General features: G+C 34.8%; 21 protein-coding genes, 1 riboswitch and 1 other annotated feature. Of the genes, 16 read left to right on the top strand and 5 right to left on the bottom strand.

The features are described 5' to 3' along the window. The first annotated feature begins 22 nt into the window (after positions 1-22). The 6 genes from psiE (at position 23) to NLJ82_RS24955 (ending at position 4,977) form a co-directional block, all read left to right on the top strand. On the top strand, positions 23-427 hold the full coding sequence (gene psiE / locus NLJ82_RS24980; RefSeq protein WP_000834704.1) for a phosphate-starvation-inducible protein PsiE: 405 nt from the start codon (positions 23-25) through the stop codon (positions 425-427). 142 nt (positions 428-569) lie between these two features. Next, on the top strand, positions 570-1,085 hold the full coding sequence (gene speG / locus NLJ82_RS24975) for a spermidine N1-acetyltransferase (protein WP_000076823.1): 516 nt from the start codon (positions 570-572) through the stop codon (positions 1,083-1,085). 435 nt (positions 1,086-1,520) lie between these two features. Next, positions 1,521-3,068 carry an ABC-F family ATP-binding cassette domain-containing protein gene (locus NLJ82_RS24970; RefSeq protein ID WP_000054882.1) on the top strand — a complete coding sequence of 516 codons (1,548 nt, stop codon included), beginning with the start codon at positions 1,521-1,523 and terminating at the stop codon, positions 3,066-3,068. Between the two features lie 5 nt (positions 3,069-3,073). Further along, a complete protein-coding gene (locus NLJ82_RS24965; RefSeq protein WP_001293747.1) occupies positions 3,074-4,267 on the top strand; it encodes an MFS transporter in 1,194 nt (397 codons plus the stop codon). A gap of 157 nt (positions 4,268-4,424) precedes the next feature. Next, positions 4,425-4,658 carry a DUF3955 domain-containing protein gene (locus NLJ82_RS24960; RefSeq protein ID WP_079994040.1) on the top strand — a complete coding sequence of 78 codons (234 nt, stop codon included), beginning with the start codon at positions 4,425-4,427 and terminating at the stop codon, positions 4,656-4,658. A gap of 79 nt (positions 4,659-4,737) precedes the next feature. Next, a complete protein-coding gene (locus NLJ82_RS24955) occupies positions 4,738-4,977 on the top strand; it encodes a DUF3947 family protein (protein ID WP_000980934.1) in 240 nt (79 codons plus the stop codon). 30 nt (positions 4,978-5,007) lie between these two features. Here NLJ82_RS24955 and crcB (NLJ82_RS24950) read toward each other — a convergent pair whose 3' ends face one another. Next, entirely contained in the window at positions 5,008-5,364 is a 357-nt protein-coding gene (crcB, locus tag NLJ82_RS24950) for a fluoride efflux transporter CrcB (RefSeq protein WP_000568600.1), read from the bottom strand. Beyond that, the gene (crcB, locus tag NLJ82_RS24945; protein WP_000639329.1) at positions 5,361-5,765 is read right to left on the bottom strand and encodes a fluoride efflux transporter CrcB; all 405 of its coding nucleotides are present in this window, start codon (positions 5,763-5,765) and stop codon (positions 5,361-5,363) included. Before crcB (NLJ82_RS24945) ends, crcB (NLJ82_RS24950) begins: the two co-directional genes overlap by 4 nt. Positions 5,766-5,819: 54 nt before the next feature. After that, positions 5,820-5,879: riboswitch (Fluoride riboswitch) on the bottom strand. A gap of 217 nt (positions 5,880-6,096) precedes the next feature. Here crcB (NLJ82_RS24945) and NLJ82_RS24940 point away from each other — a divergent pair. The 7 genes from NLJ82_RS24940 to tyrS all read left to right on the top strand — a co-directional run bounded on the left by NLJ82_RS24940 (position 6,097) and on the right by tyrS (position 13,805). Then, positions 6,097-7,155 carry an endonuclease/exonuclease/phosphatase family protein gene (locus NLJ82_RS24940; protein WP_000734867.1) on the top strand — a complete coding sequence of 353 codons (1,059 nt, stop codon included), beginning with the start codon at positions 6,097-6,099 and terminating at the stop codon, positions 7,153-7,155. A gap of 25 nt (positions 7,156-7,180) precedes the next feature. After that, the gene (locus NLJ82_RS24935; RefSeq protein WP_000455053.1) at positions 7,181-8,683 is read left to right on the top strand and encodes a DUF4077 domain-containing protein; all 1,503 of its coding nucleotides are present in this window, start codon (positions 7,181-7,183) and stop codon (positions 8,681-8,683) included. Between the two features lie 166 nt (positions 8,684-8,849). Beyond that, entirely contained in the window at positions 8,850-9,245 is a 396-nt protein-coding gene (locus NLJ82_RS24930) for an SET domain-containing protein (RefSeq protein ID WP_000573649.1), read from the top strand. A 561-nt stretch (positions 9,246-9,806) separates the two neighbouring features. Then, entirely contained in the window at positions 9,807-10,403 is a 597-nt protein-coding gene (locus NLJ82_RS24925) for a hypothetical protein (RefSeq protein WP_001219918.1), read from the top strand. Positions 10,404-10,423: 20 nt separating this feature from the next. Continuing rightward, positions 10,424-10,705 (top strand): DUF3986 family protein, encoded by a 282-nt coding sequence (locus NLJ82_RS24920; protein ID WP_000336245.1) that lies wholly within the window; start codon positions 10,424-10,426, stop codon positions 10,703-10,705. A gap of 559 nt (positions 10,706-11,264) precedes the next feature. Continuing rightward, entirely contained in the window at positions 11,265-12,182 is a 918-nt protein-coding gene (gene murB, locus NLJ82_RS24910) for a UDP-N-acetylmuramate dehydrogenase (RefSeq protein WP_001057094.1), read from the top strand. A 96-nt stretch (positions 12,183-12,278) separates the two neighbouring features. Further along, positions 12,279-12,494 (top strand) — a binding site (T-box leader). Between the two features lie 51 nt (positions 12,495-12,545). Then, positions 12,546-13,805, top strand: a complete 1,260-nt coding sequence (gene tyrS, locus NLJ82_RS24905; RefSeq protein WP_001021107.1) for a tyrosine--tRNA ligase — start codon at positions 12,546-12,548, stop codon at positions 13,803-13,805. Between the two features lie 288 nt (positions 13,806-14,093). Here the strand turns inward: tyrS and NLJ82_RS24900 are convergent, their stop codons facing one another. From NLJ82_RS24900 to NLJ82_RS24890, 3 genes are all read right to left on the bottom strand, one after another. After that, a complete protein-coding gene (locus tag NLJ82_RS24900) occupies positions 14,094-15,272 on the bottom strand; it encodes an NAD(P)/FAD-dependent oxidoreductase (RefSeq protein ID WP_000043204.1) in 1,179 nt (392 codons plus the stop codon). 44 nt (positions 15,273-15,316) lie between these two features. Continuing rightward, positions 15,317-15,757 carry a DUF1641 domain-containing protein gene (locus NLJ82_RS24895; protein WP_001115309.1) on the bottom strand — a complete coding sequence of 147 codons (441 nt, stop codon included), beginning with the start codon at positions 15,755-15,757 and terminating at the stop codon, positions 15,317-15,319. Between the two features lie 435 nt (positions 15,758-16,192). Beyond that, the gene (locus tag NLJ82_RS24890; RefSeq protein WP_000816344.1) at positions 16,193-16,537 is read right to left on the bottom strand and encodes a winged helix-turn-helix transcriptional regulator; all 345 of its coding nucleotides are present in this window, start codon (positions 16,535-16,537) and stop codon (positions 16,193-16,195) included. A 373-nt stretch (positions 16,538-16,910) separates the two neighbouring features. Here NLJ82_RS24890 and NLJ82_RS24885 point away from each other — a divergent pair, with 373 nt between their 5' ends. The 3 genes from NLJ82_RS24885 to NLJ82_RS24875 all read left to right on the top strand — a co-directional run bounded on the left by NLJ82_RS24885 (position 16,911) and on the right by NLJ82_RS24875 (position 19,960). Continuing rightward, a complete protein-coding gene (locus tag NLJ82_RS24885; protein WP_003268055.1) occupies positions 16,911-18,074 on the top strand; it encodes an MFS transporter in 1,164 nt (387 codons plus the stop codon). Between the two features lie 16 nt (positions 18,075-18,090). Then, on the top strand, positions 18,091-18,930 hold the full coding sequence (pgoN, locus tag NLJ82_RS24880) for a glyoxal/methylglyoxal reductase (protein WP_000793537.1): 840 nt from the start codon (positions 18,091-18,093) through the stop codon (positions 18,928-18,930). A gap of 109 nt (positions 18,931-19,039) precedes the next feature. After that, positions 19,040-19,960, top strand: coding sequence for a thioester domain-containing protein (locus NLJ82_RS24875; protein WP_001022538.1), 921 nt, complete (start codon positions 19,040-19,042; stop codon positions 19,958-19,960). Positions 19,961-20,319 lie beyond the last annotated feature (359 nt).

The following is a 20,319-nucleotide window of genomic DNA, read 5'->3' as shown; positions in this document are numbered from 1 at the left end:
CGAAGGGGAGTTTAATGAGAAAATGAAATCATTTAATATTGATCATTTTATCGCGAGCGTTTTACAGTGGATATTAAATATAGCGTTAATTATATTATCCATTGTCTTATCTATTTTTTTAATTAACGAGACGATTACTTTTATTCAATACATATTTTCAGCAAAGAAGTATACGTCATATAAATTAGTTGAAAGTATCATCGTCTATTTCTTATACTTCGAGTTCATAGCATTAATCATTAAGTATTTTAAATCGAACTATCATTTCCCGTTACGTTATTTTATTTATATCGGAATTACAGCCTTAATTCGATTGATTATTGTGTCTCATGAGGAACCGATGGAGACGTTATTATACGCAGGAGCAATTCTTGTTTTAGTTATTGCTTTATACATATCGAATATGAGAGATTTGAGAAAAGAGTAGTAGTGCAGACATAAGTTTGCACTACTTTTTTATACCTTGACCTTAAAGTTACTTGAAAGTTTACAATGAAATTAGGGCGTTTGAAATTGAAAAAAATTGAGAAATTAAATGAAGAGGTTTCTTTTACTTGGAGGTTATAGAAATGAGTCAGGAATTGAAATTGCGTCCATTAGAGCGAGAAGATTTAAAGTTTGTACACGAACTGAATAATAATGCACATATTATGTCGTATTGGTTTGAAGAGCCGTATGAGGCATTTGTGGAGCTGCAAGACTTATACGATAAACATATACACGATCAAAGTGAACGCCGATTTATCGTTGAAAAAGATAATGAAATGGTTGGGTTAGTTGAGTTAGTGGAAATCGATTATATTCACCGTAGAACAGAATTCCAAATCATTATTGACCCGAATTATCAAGGATACGGTTATGCAGCGGAAGCGACGCGGTTAGCGATGGACTACGCTTTTTCCGTATTAAATATGCATAAGATTTATTTAGTTGTGGATAAGGAAAATGAAAAGGCAGTACATGTTTATAAAAAAGTTGGGTTTATGGTAGAAGGTGAGCTTATCGATGAGTTTTTCGTTGATGGTAACTATCATAATGCGATAAGAATGTGTATGTTTCAGAAGCAATATTTTGAAAACAAGTAGTTGAAAGATTCGGAAGTAATGTTGACGCTTCGTAAAAACGTATGCTAAAATCCCATTTAAGTATTAAGGAAGGTGCAGAACATGCTTTATATAAAATTTGTAAAACTCATTAGAAAACTTTGCTCCGCACAAATGTATACGGTGAAGCGTTGTACGGAGCTTAATCAAGGGGCATAAATCCCCTATATTCATCGGTTGAATAACTTTTTGAAAAAAGTATAGTTTACCTATGCTTATTTCGTTATGGTTATTCAGCTGATGCATAAAATAGATTAAGGGGCCATAGACAATGCTTTGTCTATGGCCCTTTGTGTATATTATTCCAATGAGCTTTTACTGTAAATTGGAGTAGTATGGGAAAACCACGAAGCAGAGGGCTAGTGTCGAATGACGCTATCTCTCTGCTTTTTTAATTTCAGGAAAAGAGGAATAAAAATGAGTTTACTTAAAGTTGAAAGTTTATCACATAGTTTTATAGATAAAGTATTATACGAAAATGCTTCTTTTGATTTGTATAAAGGGGAACATATGGGGATTGTTGGACAGAATGGTGCAGGAAAAAGTACATTAATGAAAATATTGGTGGGGGAAATTATTTCTGATAAGGGGAGCATTAAGTGGCAACCTAATATTCAAATTGGACATCTTGATCAATACGCAGAAATTGATGAGAGTTATACCATTTCAAAATATTTAAAGAGAGCCTTTAATGATTTGTATGAAATGGAAGATAGAATGAACAGGTTATATGAAGAAAGCGCGATGACTGGAGATGAAAATCAACTATTACAAGCGGCAGAAATTCAAGGACTGCTCGAGGCTCGTGATTTTTATTCAGTAGATAGCGTCATAAATAAGGTGGCAGCTGGTTTAGGTATTGATGCGATTGGGATGAATCGTGTGATTGGTGAATTAAGCGGAGGGCAGCGTGCAAAGGTAATTTTAGCAAAGCTTTTATTAGAAGAGCCTAATATTTTATTACTAGATGAACCGACAAACTTTCTTGATAAAGAGCATGTTGAATGGCTTGCTAATTATTTGATGAATTTTGAAGGGGCGTTTATTGTCGTGTCGCATGATTTTGATTTTCTAGAAAAAGTGACTTCTTGTATATGTGATGTAGAGTTTGGAACGGTGAAGAAGTACTACGGCAAATACTCAGATTTTGTAAGACAAAAGGAGCATTTGCGAAAAGATTATATTCGCCAATATTATGCACAGCAAAAGAAAATTGAAAAAACGGAAGAGTATATTCGTAGAAATATTGCTGGGGTGAATTCAAAAATAGCACAAGGACGTAGAAAGCAGTTGCAGCGTATGGAAAGAATTGCGCCACCAAGTTTTACTTATAAACCGTCTATTCATTTTCAGGAACTTCCCATTTCAGTTCAGACAGTTCTTGAAGTAAATAGCCTTGAAGTTGGTTACGACTTTGCTCTCTTACCAAAGTTGAATTTTTCAGTAATGGGTGGGCAAAAACTTGTTATTACAGGATTCAATGGAGTAGGGAAATCTACTTTATTAAAAACAATCGTTGGAAATATTGCTAGTATTTCTGGAGAGTTTCACTTTTCAGAGCAAATAAACATTGGATATTATGAGCAAGATTTACATTGGAGCAATGATTCTTTAACGCCGCTTCAAATTATTTCAGAACAGTTTCCTAAACTGAATATGAAGGAAATACGCCATCATTTAGCTGCGTGTGGAGTGAAGGATACGCACGTTTCGCAAGAAATTCGTACGTTAAGTGGTGGTGAACAATCGAAGGTGAAACTGTGTGGATTATTACTATCACCTTGTAACTTCTTAATTTTAGATGAGCCGACAAATCATTTAGATGCAGAAGCGAAGGAAGCTTTGCAAAAGGCGTTAATACAGTTTAAGGGGAGCATTATACTTGTATCTCACGAAGCAAGTTTTTATCTTGATTGGGCAGATAGTATTTTTAATATAGAGACAGGATTAGTTAAGGGGGTTTGAAACATATGAGTGAAAACAATTGGAAAACGAAAATTATATTATTTTTGACCGCGCAAACTATTTCGTTGTTCGGTTCATCTCTCGTACAATACGCGATTATATGGTATATCACCCTTACAACATCATCAGGAGTGATGTTGACCATTTCAACCGTTTGTGGTTTCCTACCACAAATCGCGATATCTTTGTTTGCAGGTGTTTGGATTGATCGTTATGACCGTAAAAAGATGATTATGTTATCAGATGGGATTATAGCGTTTGCTACGTTAGTTTTGGCGATTTTCTTTTTAACAGGATATAAAAGTATTTGGTTACTTTTTATAGTGCTACTCATTCGTTCTGCTGGGACAGGGATACAAACGCCAGCTGTGAATGCGTTAATCCCACAAATCGTTCCAAAAGACTTTCTTATGAAAGTAAATGGGATCAATAGCAGTATTACATCTTTAATTATGTTTCTTTCTCCAGCAGCAAGTGCTGCAATTCTTTCTATCGCTAGCATTGAAACAACATTTTTTATTGATGTTATGACAGCTATGATTGGAATTAGTATTATGTTTATCATCCAAGTAGAAGGGCATGTGAATGTAGAGAGTAAGCAAAAATCTAATCTGCAAGGTATAAAAGAAGGTTTTGTTTATTTAAAAGAAAATGTATTTATTAAAAGGCTACTCGTTTTATTAATCATTGTCATGATTTTAATAAGTCCAGCTGCCTTTTTAACACCTTTAATGGTAACTCGTTCTTTCGGTGCAGAAATGTGGAGACTTACTGCGAGCGAGATGACTTTTAGTGCGGGGGCAGCAGCTGGTGGCGTATTAATTGCGGCGTGGGGTGGCTTTCGTAATCGTATGCATACAACAGCGCTAGCTTGTGCGTTATATGGACTACTTATGATTGGATTAGGGATTGCACCAATATTTATTATGTATTTACTATTTAATTTTTTAATTGGTATAACAATGCCGTGCTTCAATACACCAGTTACCGTGTTATTACAGGAAAAAGTAGAACCTTCTATGCATGGGCGGATGTTTAGTGTTGTACAAATCGCGAATTCATGCGCGCTTCCTTTAGGAATGATAATATTTGGCCCATTGGCTGATATGTTTAGTGTAGAAATTTTGTTAATTTATGCTGGAATATTTGTGCTGTTGTGTGCGATTTATGTTGTAGTAAGTAAGAGATGTGAAGTGTAAATATTGATGTTTGAAAAGGTTTGTGAGGCGATTTAAGATACTTCGCAAACCTTTTCATTTATATCAGTCAATAATTATTTATTGTAAAACAATAAATAATTATTGACTTATAATGTTGTTTTGGGTAATATGATGTTAACAATCTAAGGGTAATTATATGAATAGAGGAGAATGTGAAATGAAAAATACATACGTAGTAGCTATTTCTTTCATGATTTTAGCGATTATTACTTTAGCTATACATGCTTCAAACAGTAAAGTAGGAGCGAATGGATTCCTTGAAGAACCTTTCTTTTTCCTAGTACCAATAAGTTATGTATTGTTCTTTAGCGGTATTGGTGTATTATTATTTGGATTTATTACTTCAAAGCTGAAAAAGGGCAATAGATAGGGACTACCAATAAGGACAAAACACTCACTATGAGATAGAAACATACCATATGGAAGAAAAAGAATAAGTGAGATGAATCATGATGAACCATCATTTTTATAATGGAAGACAAGTAGGAGCAGCTATTACTTTGGCTGGCGCACAGGGAACCATTCATGCTGTGAATCAAGTGATTCAAATGCAGCAACAAGCATATTTGGCACAAATGATGCAAGGACAGTATATGCCATACTCACAACCTCCAATGCAAAGTGTGCATTATGATGTGCATCCAGCGGGGTTACTTTCCATTCCATATGGCGGGACTTACTTCTTATAAAAAGAAAGCGACTGATAAGAGTCGCTTTTTTTATATTCCGCCTAGCTGCATTCCAAGGAATGCAAAGAGGATACCAATGATATAAGTAGCACTTAAATATAGAAATAGTATGCTAAGGTTTTTACGATTGAAAAGCTGAATGGACTCTAGCTTAAATGTTGAAAACGTCGTGAAGGCCCCCATAAATCCAGTGCCTAACAATAATTGCCAACCTGTAGTGACTCCGTTGCCAATTATATATCCGAGTAAAAACGCTCCTGTTATATTAATGAGAAATGTAGCGATTGGAAAGGAAGTTTTAGTTCTTTTTTTAAACCAATTACTAATTGCAAATCGTGTAATCGCACCGAAAAATCCTCCTGTTGCTACTAATAAAGCTTCTATCATAAGTGATCACCTTCCGTAAGATGTTTCTTAATTAAGAAATCACCTAATGTATAGCCAAGTCCAGACATAATGAGGCCACCAAGTATGCTGCATGATACATATAAGAAGGCTATGCTCCACTCAGAATGATTAATCAATTGAATAGTTTCTACACTAAATGTTGAAAACGTCGTAAAGGAACCGATGAATCCAGTCCCGATGCCTGTGATAATTTCTGAGGGCAAGATGTTTCGCTGGGCGATATACGTAGTCAGCCATGCTAATAAGAAGCAGCCGACTAAGTTAATGAGTAATGTAGCTAGTGGAAATGTATGATGCCAAAATTCATGAATCGTAAGACCTAAATAATAACGAGAAAGCGCCCCTAATATACCGGCAATGCCAACGATAATATAAATCAATTTTCTCACCTCTTTAAATAGCTTGCTCAAAAAAATAGACTCCTACCAGTAGTGATACTGGTAGGAGTCATTAGCTAAGCAGCGTTTATGGCGAACTCCATCGCCTATAATTATTACATATAGTGTACTAAACATTGCGCTTGATTTCCAGTGAAGGAGTTAGGGGATTTTGTATTTTTGATAATGTAAGAGCAAGAGTTATTGTTTATAAACTAAATATAGTGATATAAGGTTTTTGATATGATAAAATATTTGTTATGTCTGTCATTCAGTTTTATTTAACTGAAAATAAAGATAATTAAGTTATGTGTTTTAGAAAAGGGGCGTTTATTTGAAGAAGTTATTAAAAATAGTACTTATATGTATTTTAGTAGGGGTAGGAGTTGTAGGTGGTTTTTTAGGGTATATGACACTTACTAAAGAACAGCCTGCTGATGTTGTAAGTTTGAAGGTGGAAAATAATAAAGAGCGCGTATTAGCGACAGGAAATGAATTTAAAGTTACAACATTTAATATTGGATATGCCGGATTAGATAAGGACCAAGACTTCTTTATGGATGGAGGAAAGGGGTCTGGTTCAAGTAGTAAAGAGCAAACGGAAGTTAACCTAAAGAATATGCTTTCGTTTTTACAAAATGAGAATAGTGATTTTGCGTTATTACAAGAAGTCGATATAAAATCAATGCGATCTTTTGATGTAAATGGGCATGAATTTTTGAAAAATGGATTACCTGATTATGCTTCATCGTTCGGAAAGAACTATGATACAAAATGGGTCCCTGTCCCAATTACAAGTCCAATGGGATATGCGGAGGCTGGATTAAGTACATTTTCTAAATATAAAGTTCAAACAGCGGAGAGGTTCCAACTTCCTGGAATGGAGCCTTGGCCGAAGCGTTTGTTTGATTTAGATCGAGCGATTGTTGAGCATAAAATTCCTGTTAGTAATGGGAAGTTTGTTAGACTCGTAAATTTACATTTGTCTGCGTATGATGAAGGCGGGAAAATTAGAAAACAGCAAGTAGAGTTTTTAAAAGAATATATGAACAAGCATTATAAAAATGGTGATTACGTAATAATGGGCGGAGATTGGAATCAATTAGTTTCTGATGTTCAATTAAGTGATCCAAAGTTTGTGAAGGAGCGTCCTGAGTGGCTAGTAGAGTTACCGAAGGACTTTACTGATGGTGGCTTTAAATGGGCGGTAGATCCTTCTGTTATGACGGTGAGAGACGATGTGAAGAAATATGTAGAAGGTGAAAACTTCGTCACGATTATTGATGGCTTTATCGTTTCACCGAATGTTGAGATTGTAAATGTGCAAGGAAAAGATTTAAAGTTTGAAAATAGTGATCATAACCCAGTGAGTGCGGTATTTAAGCTGAAGTAATTAAGTGCAGAAGGTGGGACTATATATGGAATGGTTAAAGAAAACTTGTTTTTCTAACCTTGAGAAAGAATCACAGAAAAATCATTTATTGCTGTTTATTACGATTTGTAGTTTCTTCCTTGGAATCATCGCAATTGGGTATTACGGATATATTTTTACAGAGAGAGCAATCGCGTTTTGGGTTTGTGGCATTTCTGTCGTTGTATTTGGAACACTTCTTACTTTTATAAAAAGCATGGAAACGACGTATAAATATATCATGACATTTATGTTACTTATGATGTCTTTCATTATGGTACAAGCTTTTAATGAAAGCCCAGCTGTATTTCAAATGGTCTATTTTACACTAGCCGTTTCACTTATTTATTTAAGTGAACGTCTCGTTGTAATTCTAGGCGGAGTGGCAGTTGTAATCACATTTATTCTTTGTAGTTATTGGCCAGAGCAATTTTTTGCTTATACAGCTGCATCTGAAGCTGCAAATTTCGCAAGCTTGTTAGCAATCGTAACAATCGCTATGTGGGGCGTCACGAAAATTGGTTCTAACTTGCTAGCTCGTTTAAGTGATGAGAAGCAAGAAGTAATGAGAAAAGCTCAGGAATTAGAAGAAACGCAAAGACTTATTGAGGAAACGGTTGTAAAACTAGATCATAATTTCAATTATTTAAGACAAAATATGAATACATCGATGGAGTCAATGAGTGAAATCAATTTCGCTTTTGAAGAGGTAGCAGTTGGTACGCAATCACAATCAGAGATGATGCATCGTTCGGTAGAAGTATTGAATGATATGGAGGGAAATATTGAACAAATTATTTCTCAAGTAAGAAATGCATCGATTCGTATTGATGAAAGCTTAGAAATTTCAAAGGGTAGTGTACATACTTTAAGAAACTTTGAAGCAAATATGAAAAGTTTAAATGATGTTGTTTCACAATCAGGAGTTATATTTAGAGATTTAATGATGCAATCGAAACAAATTAATGAAATTGTAGATGTAATAACGAATATTTCAAGTCAGACGAGTTTGCTAGCTTTAAATGCAAATATTGAAGCTGCAAGAGCAGGTGAGCATGGGAAAGGATTTGCGATTGTAGCGAATGAAGTATTAAAGCTTGCAGAAGAATCGAATCGTTCTGCGGGAAGAATTCAAGGGATTTTGAAGGATTTTAGTAATCAAGCAAGTAAGGTAGAAGTGCAGGTAGAGAAATCAGAAAGAGTACAAGAAGAATGTAATGAAATGTTAGTAAGTGTTTTAACAAATGTAACGGATTTAGGGAAATTTATTGATGAAATTAATGATGTAATGAGAGAAATCGTTGGTCATCAAGAAAGTTTCCAAGTTAAAACGACGAATATCGTAAAGGATGTTACACATGCTTCCAATGTAATACAGCAAACTTCTGCGGCTACAGAAGAAGTGTTAGCAAGTGTGGAAGAAGAAAAACATCGAAACGATACATCTGTGAAGACATTACATACTGTTAGCGAGCAAGTGAAATTGTTAGAAGATATTTTAGAAAAGTAATATCACTTAAAAAGAGTACAATGTTTGTGCTCTTTTTTCATTTAAATGAAGACTTGCTCGGAATTTAATTGCTTTTCTGCGCGTTTTCTGCCAAGCTTAAGAAGATAAAATTCAGCTAATAGCGGAATTAAAATACTTCAAAGAAAGAATTAAATAGGTGACGCATATGATCGAAGTTAAGACTTCTGAACTTAGTGATGGAGAATTTAATAGAGGTGTATTTGCAACTCGTGATATTAAAAAAGGTGAGTTGATACACGCAGCGCCGGTTATCTCTTATCCGAATGAACAGCATGAACACATTGAGAAAACATTACTTGCTGACTACGCATTTGAGTATGGGATTAATCATACGGCAATCCTTTTAGGATACGGTATGTTATTCAATCATTCATATACACCGAATGCAACGTATGATATTGTCTTCGAGAACCATACGTTTAACTTCTATGCTTATAAAGATATAAAAGCGGGAGAAGAAATTTTAATCAATTATAATGGTGAAGTGGATAACGATGAGCTGTTATGGTTTGATAAGGAAAAAGAAGAGAACGAAAAGTAATATAAAGAGTATGGAAAGAGCACATTCTGTGGGATGTGCTCTTTTTTATGGCGTGTCCAGTCAGCTGGTGGAGAAATCCTACGATTGAGCCCTGTGATAAAGTAATTTTTCTGTTTATAGAAATGGGAGAGTATTTAGGAGTATACAGAGCCAAGAAATACACTATATTTACAACTAAATGATATGGTGAAAGGCTTAAATCTAACCTTACAACGATTTAAAAATTACTATATCCCATCTCCAATGGGGTAAAGGTGGATTGGTAAAATTGATTGGTATGTCTTAGAATGGTTTGCACTAACATCTCCCTAAAGATACAGTATTGTATCTTTAGGGAGATGCTTTATTAGCTTTATAGTATAGAGGAAGATATTTTTAGTTAATTTATTTTTAATCTTATTAAGTTATTATTTTATATAAATTAATAATAACAAATTCGGACTTTTATTTTCAGTCTTGTTAGAAAATTTTGTTTATTTTATTCTTTAATAGTGAGAAATAATAGGAAATGTAAATTTTAGCTATTTCTCATTATTATAAGATTTGAGAGGAGAACGGTAGATGAGAATTATAGCTGGGATACTTTCTTTCGTGTTAATGTTTAGTTTTGCATTGCCATCATTTGTTGATGCAACTGTTGAATTAAATGATGATACGATTGTCGAAGAATATGTTCCTGAACAAGATGGTGGCATTGATTTATCTAATGTCGATGTTTCTAACTTCGATTTTGAAAAATTTGAGAATGAATATGATTTTTTAGTAACTGATCCTGTATTTTTACAATTAGAAGGAGAACTAAGTAAACCAAGAGTTGAATATGTTATTGAAAAAAATCCTCTTACAGGTGAATTAATAGTTAAACAAGAAATATTACCAGCTCTTGTTATCGGAGCATTAAGGGTTTTAACTTCAAAAGTAGGCAGAACAGCTGCCGATAAAGGTTGGAAGATAGCAAGACCATATGTACAAAAAGCATTAAACGCACCAAGTAAATATATCCTTGAAGGACCATCTGGAACAAAAATTATTCAAGTAAGATCTAAAGCTACGAAACAAGTTATATTTAGGTTAGATTATGGCCCGGTATATCATAAAGGACCATATTTACATTATCATGTTCCACCAAATTTAAATGATCATCATATTATTTGGTAAAGAGGAGGTTATTTCACATTATGTGTAACTATGAAACACACCAGCATATGCATATAGGCTATTATGAAGATGGTTATGATTTAGAAGTCACTGCATATAAAAAAATAAACAAACCTATTTGGGATGTATTTATTGAAGAGTATGAAGCGGGTTTTTTATATGAATTTGCTAGCAAACATAAATTAGGTGAATATTTTACTGGATGCGGTTTAAAAATATTTACAATAGATGACAAAGATGCTACTGAAGAACAATCTAGATTAATTTTTGAAAAGTGGTTAAAAACTAATAACATTGTTTAAAAATTGGTTTATCTTTATTCCACTAATCAAAAAGGTAGAAAAGTATACTTTTCTACCTTTTTGTAGTTTATATACAAACCTTACCAAAACTTCTAACACGGCTTTTTCTTCTCTTTCACAACTGCCACTTCATCTTAAAATTCCTTCGTTAAATCCTTTGATTCCTGTATCTCACTTAGTATCTTCATGAGAGTCTTATCTCCCGCTTTCAATCGATTTTCTTATATGTCATAAACAAAGTAAAAATTACAAAAAAATACCACTTTATTTTCGTATGGTATAGTAAGATACTGAAGGATAGTGTTTTGAAAAAGTAATATATTTTACAAATTGTTGTCTTTCTGATGACATGTCAAGTTTAGTAGCCCATTTGGGTTGCTTTATTATGCAATATATATTTTAATATGAGTGGCACCTCTTATAAATTAAGAGGTTAATAGGTGTCTCGAATTGATTTTGGGTACACTGTATCCACCACTTTAGGTTTGTTCATGTATGTGGGGATATTATGGGCCCGTATAACGGGATAAAAAGAATATAGAAATAGAGGAATCGTAAAATGAATATGCAAGAGGTTTATGAATATTTAAGTACGGTATTGCCTGAAGGTCATGTGAAACAAGATGAAATGTTAAAGAATCATACGCATATTAAAGTTGGTGGAAAAGCAGATGTGTTCGTTGCGCCAACAAATTATGATGAAATTCAAAAAGTTATTAAATATGCTAACAAATATAATATTCCAGTTACGTTTTTAGGGAACGGTTCGAATGTCATTATTAAAGACGGTGGAATTCGCGGGATTACAGTAAGTTTAATTCATATTACAGGTGTTACTGTAACAGGAACGACAATTGTAGCACAGTGCGGTGCAGCAATTATTGACGTATCACGTATTGCGTTAGACCATAACTTAACGGGTCTTGAGTTCGCTTGTGGTATTCCAGGTTCAGTTGGCGGAGCATTATATATGAATGCAGGTGCATACGGCGGTGAAATTTCGTATGTATTAACAGAAGCTGTCGTAATGACAGGTGATGGAGAGCTACGTACTTTGACGAAAGAAGCATTTGAATTTGGATATCGTAAGAGTGTATTTGCGAACAACCATTACATTATTCTTGAAGCGAGATTTGAACTTGAAGAAGGTGTATATGAAGAAATTAAAGCAAAAATGGATGATTTAACGTTTAAACGTGAGTCAAAACAACCTCTAGAATATCCTTCATGTGGTAGCGTATTTAAACGCCCACCAAATAACTTTGCTGGTAAATTGATTCAAGAATCAGGATTACAAGGTAAGCGAATTGGCGGAGTGGAAGTTTCTCTAAAACATGCTGGATTTATGGTGAATGTTGATAACGGAACAGCACAAGATTACATCGATTTAATTCACTTCGTACAAAAAACAGTTGAAGAGAAATTTGGCGTGAAGTTAGAGCGCGAAGTAAGGATTATTGGAGAAGATAAAGAATAATATATACGTATGAAACTGCGAATTATTTTAAAATAATATTTGGGTATTGTTGACAATTCGTTTGCAATTCAATATAATGGCTAATAATTTAACAAATAACATACGTTGAAAGAGCCCAGTAGCAGTTTGTCACTGTTAACGAGAGAGCTAGGGGATGCTGGAACCTAGCACAAACAAATTTGCGAATTACACTCTGGAGTATCTTAGGTAATGCTAAGCGGATTGGCAATCGATATTATTGCTAAGAGTGGTATGAGTAGCTATGCTATTTATACAAACTGGGTGGTAACACGGTGAATCATCGTCCCTATGTCATAGACATAGGGATTTTTTGTTTTTAAAAAATAAAGGGGATGACAAAAGATGAACATTATTGATGAATTAGAATGGCGCGGCGCCGTTAATCAGCAGACTGACGAAGAAGGTTTACGTAAGCTAGTAGAAGAGAAAAAGATTTCGCTATACTGCGGAGTTGATCCAACTGGCGATAGTATGCATATCGGACATTTGATTCCGTTTATGATGATGAAAAGATTTCAATTAGCTGGTCATCATCCAGTTATTTTAATTGGCGGAGCAACAGGAACAATTGGTGATCCAAGTGGACGTCAATCAGAACGCCAACTTCAAACGTTAGAAGTAGTGCAGCATAATGTAGATGCGTTAACAGCTCAAATGAAAAAGCTATTTGATTTTGGCGGAAATAGCGAAGTAAAGATGGTAAATAACTATGACTGGACTCATGAAATAAATATTATTGAGTTTTTACGTGATTACGGGAAAAACTTTAGCATTAATAGCATGTTAGCAAAAGATATCGTAGCAAGTCGTTTAGATACAGGAATTTCTTTCACAGAATTTACGTACCAAATTTTGCAAGCGATGGACTTCCATCATTTATACACGAAAGAAGATGTTCAACTGCAAATTGGCGGTAGTGACCAATGGGGAAATATTACGAGTGGTTTAGATTTAATTCGTAAGTTAGAAGGGCACGAAGCAAAAGTATTTGGATTGACGATTCCGTTATTATTGAAATCAGATGGTACGAAGTTTGGTAAATCAGCAGGTGGTGCAGTTTGGCTTGATCCTGAAAAAACAACACCATTTGAATTTTACCAGTTCTGGGTGAATACAGATGACCGCGATGTAGTTAAATACTTGAAATACTTTACATTCTTAACGAAAGAGCGCATCGATGAATTGGCAGTGAAGGTAGAAACAGAGCCTCATAAACGTGAAGCGCAAAAAGTATTAGCGGAAGAAATGACGAAATTTGTTCATGGAGAAGAAGCATTCCTACAAGCTGTGAAAATTACAGCAGCGTTATTTAGCGGAGATATTAAATCGTTAACAGCTGATGAAATTGAGCAAGGCTTTAAAGAAATGCCAACATTCCAGTCTTCAAAAGAGACGAAAAACATCGTAGAATGGCTAGTTGATTTAGGAATTGAACCATCTAGACGACAAGCACGTGAAGATATTAATAATGGAGCTATCTCTATGAATGGCGAAAAAGTAACGGATGTAGGTACGGATGTTACGGTAGAGAATTCATTTGATGGACGATTTATTATTATTCGTAAAGGGAAGAAGAACTACAGCCTTGTGAAGTTAGGATAATGAAGAAGGTTTAAAAATTATATCGGCGATTTTTTGAATATATCGACCGTAACTCGAAACATATCGGCGATTTTCGAAATATATCAGCGATTTCTCCGATATATCGATTTACCGACAAAAAGCGACAATAAGAGCTGTTCCGAACGGGACAGCTTTCATTATAAAAAGTCAGTATATTTAGATAAATTTAAAGGGTATATAATTTTTTTGCCGAATAAATAAGTTAGAGAAAATTATGGATAAAAATAGCCCGAACCATGCAGTGCATGATTCGGGCTTATATTCAGATTAGTAAGCTAAGCTGAATAGACCTTTAATGTGTGATAAGTAACGAACGTTACTTGCTTCTTTCATTAATGATGCTGGTAAGCCTTTAAGTGGAGTATTGCTTGCTCCGATTGTAGCAACCGCATCTTTACGTCCTAGACTAGCAAGTGTTCCAGAGTTTACAGGTGCGAACTCTTCGAATGCTTTGCCTTCTAGTGCTGCGTATAAGTTGTATCCAATTAACTCACCCATTTGCCAAGCGATTTGTGCAGTTGGTGGGTATGGACGTCCGTCTGGAGCGAAGACAACAGCGCTGTCTCCAGCAACGAATACGTTTTTGTGAGAAGTAGATTGTAGGTATGCATCAACTGTTGCACGACCACGGTTTACTTCAAGACCTGATTCACCGATTAGTGGGTTACCTTGAACGCCGCCCGTCCAAACGAATGTGTTAGCAACAAGTTTTTGACCGTCTTTTAAGTCAATTTCATTGCCAGCAACGTTTGTTACAGGAAGACCAGTTAAGAATGTAACGCCGCGTGCTTCTAGGCTAGTAGTTGCACGTTCGATTAAGTGGTCTGGTAATACTGGAAGGATTTTTGGACCTGCTTCAACAAGAAGAAGTTTCACTTCTTTTGGATTTACGCCGTGGCTTTTTGCAAGTTTAGGCATAATGTCAGCAAGCTCACCAACTAGCTCAACGCCAGTTAATCCGCCACCACCGATTACGATTGTAGCATCAGCTTCGTTTTTCGTTTTCGCGTATTCACGAATACGGTCTTCAACGTGTTTGTAGATTTTGTTTGCATCAGCAGCAGATTTTAATACCATGCTGTTTTCTTCTAGTCCTGGAATACCGAAGTAAGCAGTTTTACTTCCTAAAGCAACTACAAGTGCATCGTAAGATAAAGTAGTGCCGCCAGCTAATTTGATTTCTTTGCTATCAACTGAGAATGACTCAACTGTTGCGATTTTTAGATCGATATCTTTACCTTTGAAAAGCTTTGTAAGTGGCATTGCAACTGCTTGCTCAGACACGTTACCAGCTGCAAGGCGGTGTAGTTCAGTGATAATTTGGTGTGTTGGGTATTGGTTAATCACTGTAACTTGTGCTTCTGATTTGCTGTAATATTTACGTACGTTTAAAGCGGCAAGAAGACCGCCATAACCAGCGCCTAAGATGACAATTTGTTTTGACATAGTATGATATCCCCCGTCTTTACTAATTGTTGTTATAAGTTAACTTATTTATTGTTACGTTCTGCACTAATTTGAAGATATGCGTTCACAAAGCGGAACATTTTTTGTGCTTGTGGATCTTTTAGTAATTTTAAAAGACCGAATAGGCCGATAACTTCGTTGCTTTCGTCAGCACGATCTTTCGCTTCGATTGCAGTTGCAGCCATGCTTTTCACTGTATCTTTTACAGGTTCTACAAGCTCTGTGATTGCACCAACAGTGTCGCTTTTTAATACTTCATCAGTAGCAACAGTTTGAGCGAAGTCATAAGACTTAGTTAAAATGTTAACAAGCTCAGTTAATTTTGGAAGCTGTTCTACTAGTGTTGTTAATGATTCTTGTACCTCAGGTTTTAACAACTGATCAAGTACATCAAGTTGTCCTTGGCTAGCAGAAATTTGTACAGTTTCTTGTTCTGGCTTTGTTTGAGTCATAGTTTCTGGCATCTCCAATTCTCCTTTACGATAGCAATACTCTTATTTTTGATAAGTAAGATAGTAAACGGTTACGAAACTTTATACAAAGTTTCACAAAACACAATAAAATGCCTTTAAATTTATGACAGCAAGTAAGCTGCAAACATAAATCTAAAACCATAACGTCTTACTTATTATTTATGAACTGTCCGATATATGGCTTGTCCGCATAATGGAAAAGCTCCGTTACCGGAAAGTGTATATAATATATATCCTATATTATATACTATATACACCTATGTTAACATAAAAATGATTCCTAATTATTTCATATCGAGCGTATAACGTAGTACTGACAAGGTATGAAAGCGTATAAAATATTTTGTTTCAGTTAGAAATGTACATATATAATAAGAAAAAAAGGAAAAAATGAACAAATTCATGTTCGTTTTTTCCTTTTTCCTATTATTCACCTTCCGCAATTAGCATCGATGTCTTACCTTCTTTTTCAAGATGGCATTCGCCCCAAGAACAAAGAGAATCAAGAATGGATTCTAAAGACCAACCGTAATCAGTAAGAGAATATTCTACTTTTGGTGGGACTTGGTTGTATACTTTTCTTTGAATAACGCCGTCGTCTTCTAATTCACGTAATTGTTGTGTTAACATTTTTTGTGTAATACCAGGCATTGAGCGTTTTAATTCACTCGTTCTCTTTGTACCTTTCGTTAAGTGACAAAGGATAACAACTTTCCATTTGCCGCCGATAACTTCTAAAGTTGCCTCTACAGGAATATTGTATTGCTTCATATGAAACCCTCCCATTGTGAGTAAAATAAGTTAAATCATACAAATGTTACTTTTTAGTACCTATAGCACTTTAAAGTACGTACTTTTTATCATGTTAAATATGTTTCATAATAGCACATGTAAGAGGCAAATGAGTAGTACGGTACTGAAAAGTGACTATGTTACTTTTTGGTGCCTATCGTACTTTAAAGTGCGTTCTTCAAAAAAAGAATGAAACCATTCATAATAGCATTTGTAGAGATTAAATATATTTTTTAGAAGATAAAAGGTCCTTTTTATCGCACTATTATGATTGGATTTCTTGTAATAAGGAGGAATTCAATTGAGTTCATATACAGTACCATCTTCAGAAGTTCAGACGAACCGAAGAAGTATGTTTGCTTTATTAGCACTAGCAATTAGTGCGTTCGGGATTGGTACAACCGAGTTTATTAGTGTCGGTTTATTACCATCTATTTCAAAAGATTTAAATGTTTCTGTTACAACAGCTGGTTTAACTGTTTCTCTATATGCGTTAGGAGCGGCAGTAGGAGCTCCTGTTTTAACAGCGTTAACGGCTAGTATGTCGAGAAAGACATTATTAATGTGGATTATGGTTATCTTCATTATTGGTAATGGTATTGCGGCATTAGCAACAAGCTTCACCATATTAATTATTGCAAGGGTTGTATCTGCATTTGCACATGGTGTGTTTATGTCAATTGGATCTACAATCGCGGCAGCAATCGTACCAGAGAATAAACGTGCTAGTGCCATTGCTATTATGTTTACTGGATTAACAGTTGCAACTATTACAGGTGTGCCAATTGGAACGTTTATCGGTCAAGAGTTTGGCTGGAGAGCGTCATTTATGGCGATTGTTGTAATCGGAATTATTGCTTTCATTGCGAACAGCATACTCGTCCCATCTAATTTAAAAAATGGTGTACCTGTATCGTTTCGTGATCAATTCAAATTAATTAAAAATGGAAGACTGTTACTTGTTTTCATTATTACTGCACTTGGATACGGCGGTACGTTCGTAACATTTACGTATTTATCACCACTATTACAAGAAGTAACAGGGTTTGAAGCAAGTACGGTTACCATCATTTTATTAGTGTATGGAATTGCAATTGCGATAGGGAATATGGTTGGCGGAAAATTATCGAATCATAATCCGATTCGAGCGCTATTTTACATGTTCTTGATTCAAGCGATTATATTATTTGTTTTAACATTTACAGCGCCATTTAAAGTAGCTGGATTAATCACAATTATTTTCATGGGACTATTCGCATTTATGAATGTTCCGGGGCTACAAGTATATGTAGTTATATTGGCAGAGCGCTTTGTTCCGAGTGCGGTGGATGTTGCTTCAGCAATTAATATTGCCGCATTTAACGGAGGGATCGCTTTAGGTTCTTATATAGGTGGCCTTGTAACGAATTCTTTAGGATTAATCCATACTGCTTGGGTAGGTGGCCTTATGGTAGTAGCCGCTGTGATTTTAACAGCGTGGAGCATGACATTAGAAAAAAGAGATCAAGTAAAATAAAAGGAGAGAAAATAAAATGAAAAACTTACAAAGTAAAGCAGTATTAAATAACGGTGTAGAAATGCCTTGGTTCGGTTTAGGTGTATTTAAAGTAGAAGAAGGACCAGAACTTGTAGAAGCTGTAAAATCAGCGATTAAAGCAGGATACCGCAGCATCGATACAGCTGCAATTTACGGAAATGAAAAAGCTGTAGGTGAAGGAATCCGTGCAGGTATCGAAGCAACTGGTATTTCAAGAGAAGATTTATTCATCACTTCAAAAGTATGGAACGCAGATCAAGGATATGAAGAAACAATTGCTGCATATGAAGAGAGCTTAAAAAAATTAGAACTAGATTATTTAGATCTGTATCTTGTTCACTGGCCTGTAGAAGGAAAATATAAAGATACATGGAGAGCGTTAGAAACACTTTATAAAGAAAAGCGCGTACGTGCAATTGGTGTAAGTAACTTCCAAGTACATCACTTACAAGATGTAATGAAAGATGCAGAAATCAAGCCGATGATTAACCAAGTAGAATACCACCCTCGTTTAACACAAAAAGAAGTACAAGCTTTCTGTAAAGAACAAGGTATTCAAATGGAAGCATGGTCACCATTAATGCAAGGTCAATTATTAGATAACGAAACATTACAAGAGATTGCTGAGAAACACGGTAAAACAACAGCGCAAGTTATTTTACGTTGGGATCTTCAAAATGGAGTAATTACAATTCCAAAATCAACGAAAGAACACCGCATTATTGCAAACGCTGATGTATTTAACTTTGAATTAACGAAAGAAGATATGGAAAAAATCGATGCGTTAAATCAAAATCACCGCGTTGGTCCAGATCCTGATAACTTCGATTTCTAAGATTAAGGTAAGAAAAAAGAGTGCGTAAAAGCGCTCTTTTTTTGTGCATAAAAACAGTTTCTAAATAAATACTACTTAGTATTAAGTTTGTTATTAAGGGGCTGTAAACATGAATATAAAGCAATCGTTCAAACTTTTAGCTATGTTTTTAAGTGTTTTATTTGTGTTATTCCCACTTCAAAAAGCATTCGCAGAAGTGATGGACCATACAAAGTATCAAATGGATTGGAGTTATAGTAAGTCCAAGAAGAAACCAATCCGAACAGAGCTTATTAAAACGGCAGATGGCAAAATTGCTTTTTGCTTAAATGTAGATTTGAAATCTCCAAGCGGTCAAGATTTACCGGAAATGGGGAAAGTGGATATTAACGTATACCGTGTATTATTAAATGGATATCCACAAAAGAGTCCACAAGAATTAGGTGTTTCTGATTGGAGAGAAGCACATTATGCAACGCAGCTTGCAGTATGGAATGCGTTAAAGCAAATCGATATTAATGATTTAGATTTCCGCAATAAAAATGTAGAAAAGGTAACGAAAGATATCGTTGCAAAAGCAAGTGCTAGTGATGAGTTACAAGAAATTACGATGAGTGTAACTCCTACAGAAGAACAAGAAGCAGTATTAAAAAATGATTTCTTTGAAACAGGCTTATATACAGTAGACACAAATGCAAAAAGCGGAACGTACAAAGTGCAAGCAACAGGTGCACCAACGGGAGCCAAATTTGTAAATGAAAAAGGCGAAGCAAAAACAGAATTTAATGTAGGAGAAAAGTTCCGCATTTTAGTTCCGAAACAAACACCAGCTGGTGGATTTAGCTTTAAAGTAATAGGAAAATTAACGAAACTACAAGGCATTGCGCATAAAGGCACACCGACAATTCAAAATGCAGTCGTATTACTTGAGCGCAGTGAAGAAGAAACAAGTCCGGAGTTATCAGTGAGCTGGAAAAAAGGAAATGGTCATGATAATAATAAACCACATACTCCAAACGAACCGCATAAACCGAATCAATATAAAAGATAAGGATGAAAGCATTGGTGTTAACCAATGCTTTTTATATATGAAATTTTAAATTATATTAAGATAATTATTAACTAAATAAAACACTGTGTTTGTACTTTAAAAGCTATTTGGAAATAACAAAATATAATAAAATCCAAACGTTAAGATTAACAGATTAAATTCACAAAATTGTAACATTATTCTAATTGAAAAGTCTATCAAACAAAGTGTAAAGCGTGTACAATTCAGTTGGAAAAACTACCTATAGATGGTCAAATATAAAGAAAATGTAAGGTTTTATTACTATTTTTATTTTTAGATGTATAGATGACAATACTAAAGTGTATCTTTTACTATTCTCTTTTTATGTACAAAGAGAA

This window comes from Bacillus paranthracis (assembly GCF_024296885.1).
In the GTDB taxonomy this organism is placed as follows: Bacteria; Bacillota; Bacilli; order Bacillales; family Bacillaceae_G; genus Bacillus_A; species Bacillus_A paranthracis.
This window is presented reverse-complemented; position numbering and strand designations above follow the sequence as displayed.